Source organism: Leptolyngbya sp. FACHB-36, assembly GCF_014695955.1.
GTDB lineage: Bacteria > Cyanobacteriota > Cyanobacteriia > Leptolyngbyales > Leptolyngbyaceae > FACHB-36.
The window spans coordinates 1-2886 of sequence record NZ_JACJPG010000118.1 but is presented as its reverse complement, the minus strand read 5'-3'; the positions used below and the strand labels follow the sequence as shown (position 1 = coordinate 2886).

3 protein-coding genes are annotated in these 2886 nt (G+C 51.2%); all 3 read left to right on the top strand.

Annotated features, from left to right (window positions below; translation table 11 throughout):
* Nucleotides 1-460 precede the first annotated feature (460 nt).
* A complete protein-coding gene (locus tag H6F43_RS01645; RefSeq protein WP_242025244.1) occupies nucleotides 461-955 on the top strand; it encodes a hypothetical protein in 495 nt (164 codons plus the stop codon).
* Nucleotides 956-969: 14 nt separating this feature from the next.
* Entirely contained in the window at nucleotides 970-1665 is a 696-nt protein-coding gene (locus H6F43_RS01640) for a hypothetical protein (RefSeq protein ID WP_190340281.1), read from the top strand.
* Between the two features lie 430 nt (nucleotides 1666-2095).
* On the top strand, nucleotides 2096-2886 hold a 791-nt coding region (locus H6F43_RS01635; RefSeq protein ID WP_190340280.1), incomplete at its 3' end, for a phage integrase N-terminal SAM-like domain-containing protein.

Sequence of the window (2886 nt, the reverse complement as noted above, 5' to 3'; positions counted from 1 at the left end):
TTCAGAGCTGCAATCTAACGGAAAGGGTAACTCTAGGCGCGATCTCTGAAGCCACAATAAAGCAATCAACCCAATAAGTCCAGGCAATACCAATTTGTAATTCGGAATTCGGAATTCGCAATACTTGCTGCGCGCGAGGCAAACTACGGAATTGCAGAAGCTCAAGTCCGCCTACGTTTCTCATCTCGCTGGATGATTGAGTGAAGGCTTGGATCAAACACTGCAAGAGTTTCGTGAGGAACTTTAAGCGGACGCTCATTCATGCCACGGCAAAACTCAATCTTTGTTTCATCCGACTCATGCTCAAACGGCTGGCGATCGGCTAGATCCCAAATGGGTTCTATAATGCTTCTATGCTGCCCGGTTAAAAGGTTTGTGATGCCGTCACCATTTCTTGGAATGGACACCCTGTTTAGAATATCTCGCCTTCTAGTCTGTTAGCACCCTTACGAGATGCATAATGACTAAGAAGGCATTACCAGAGAAGTGCCGTAAGTGCGCGATGCTCTCGGCAGAGCAGGCACAAACGCTGCATGGGTTAGAAGGCGACGGCTGCTGGAATCCAGCTGTTTGCTATAGTCGCAGGTCCTATGCTCGTAATCGCGATCGCATCAACCAAACGCGCAGTCGCAAACGCAAAGAGGGAGAGTTAGCGGTAATTCCTGTGGAATTTGAGCCACTTGCTCAGTTGGTGTTTGGAGTGCTGGTCGTCTATCGCAAAGCGGGTGCGGATACACCCGTTCATGCAGTCGGGGCGGAAATCTGGCAGGGGCAGGAGAAGGTGGCGATCGTGCCTGCGGTCCACTGTGCTGGCATGGTTCCCAGCCAGGTTCACCAGTATGTGAGTAAGATGCTGAGCGTGCTGGAGGAACGGTACGGGATCAGGAAGTTCGCGAGTCAGACGCGGCTAGACCCAGAGTTGTGTAGTGTGCGTCCCTGCCCACTGCACGGCTGAGGTAGAAGTAAGGAATGAGACAGGTAGAGCAACTGGAGTTGCCGCTGTGGCAGGTGCTGAAGGAAGCGACGATCGCTCCCGACGAAGTTGACGTGCGACACTTGCTTGATGTGTTGGATGAGGCTCTATCAGCGTTAGATACGGTGGGGCAGTTGCAGGTCGCCGCAGAGGCGATCGCTCAAATTGTGCAGGTGTTTCATGAACGCTCAACTCTGGCGTTTGAAGAACTGGAGGCAACTAATAGCGACGAGGGACCGGTGCTGCCAGCGGATGCGTTCGATCGCTATGTGCGGCAGACGATGGAAGTGGATTTTGAGCTATTCGTTGAGCCACTGGCAAGCTTGCCGAGGAAAAGCCCGGAGCGGCAGGAAATCTCACAGCATAATTCTGTCATTGGAGAGCTAGACAAAGTGGCGCTGTTGCAAGTGCTGGATGAGCAGATGAGTCAGGAGCCGGAGCTAACGGAGGCAGAAATCTTCAATCGAGCATTGGCATTAGCGCATGATGAAGATGTGTCGGCTTGGTCAGGGGCGATCGCTCAGTGGATGGCAGAACAACAGGTTTCCACAGCTCCATTGGTGGGACTTCAGCAGTCAATGGGGATGCCCCTGATTCAACTGTGGCTGGCGTTGCTGCTGGGAGGATACGACATGGAGCAACGTGGGGAGTTTTATGACACTGAACAGATTTGGATTCTGGGACAGTGGTAGTCCTTAACGATTAGCTTCAGCCTAAACGTTTGGCTTTGGGATGAAAAAATCGTCGGGGCTAGTAAAGTTCATTAAAGCAAGTTTTGGATCGAGTGCTTGAGAGAACGAAATTGACAGCGATCGTTTGTCCTCAAAAAGTATTTGCGATACAGCATTCACAATTACAGGGGTCCATTCCTGGAAACGGTGGCAGCATCGCAAGACTCTCGAACAAGCAGCATGACAGCATTCTAGTCTCTTGTCTTGAATAAACTATCAAGTTGTCTTAGAGTCTTCTTATCCCAGATACTAGTCAAAGGGGATAAGAATTTGAAGGATACGTACAAATACTTGGCTGAGATTGACTGAGCTGAGTCTTTGTGTTTGGGCTGATTCGCGCTTTAATCGAGGAACGAAGGATTCGATCGCGCCTACTCTTTCCCATCACTCCATGAAACGTCAAACCATTCCAGATCCTGTCATTCTTTCACTGGTTGCAGCGAAAGAGAGTTCTCGAATTCCTTCACAAGCGGCAGCACCTGCTGATTTGCGGCAAACCAAAGTTGACGAGTTTATTGGGGCACGATCGCTGAAGTTCAAAAGCGAGCAAGCCTATCGCCGGGATTTGCAGTACTTCATGAACTGGACGCAACAGTCGTGGGGCACTGTGACTCGTCGGCAGGTGGCGCAGTTTAAACAGTACTTATTGCAGGAGCGGAAACTAGCACCCAATTCGGTGAATCGGATTCTGCGGACGCTGAAGACGTTTTACAAGTGGATGCTGGAGTCGGAGTATGTTGCAAGTGACCCTACAACCGCTGTGAAGCAAGAAAAGGTCCCGGAGGCGCAATCTCAGGAGCTGGAGGATGAAGAGGTAAAACGGATTTATCAGGCGATTTCAGAGATCAGTCGAGATCCACAGCGCGATCGTGCCCTGTTCTCAGTGCTGCTGCACGGCTTGCGGGCGGAGGAGGCAATCAACTTAAACGTTGAGGACTACGATGGGCAGCAAGTAGTGATTCGAGAAGCAAAGCATGACAGCGTCGGGGAGGTGCCTCTCACCCGACTAGCTAGGGAAGACCTGAACGCTTATCGGCAGCAGCGGCAAGCTCAGATGGAGGCGGCAGGCCAGGTACTTTCGCCTCAAAGTCCGTTGTTTATCTCTAACTCAAACCGCAGTAAAGGGCAGCGACTGACTTACTGGGGCGTGCAAGAGATTATGAGTCAGTTAGCTCAACAGAC

Coding starts and splice junctions, on each gene's coding strand:
- H6F43_RS01645 (WP_242025244.1), top strand. CDS start 461: ATGACTAAGAAGGCATTACCAGAGAAGTGCCGTAAGTGCGCGATGCTC.
- H6F43_RS01640 (WP_190340281.1), top strand. CDS start 970: ATGAGACAGGTAGAGCAACTGGAGTTGCCGCTGTGGCAGGTGCTGAAG.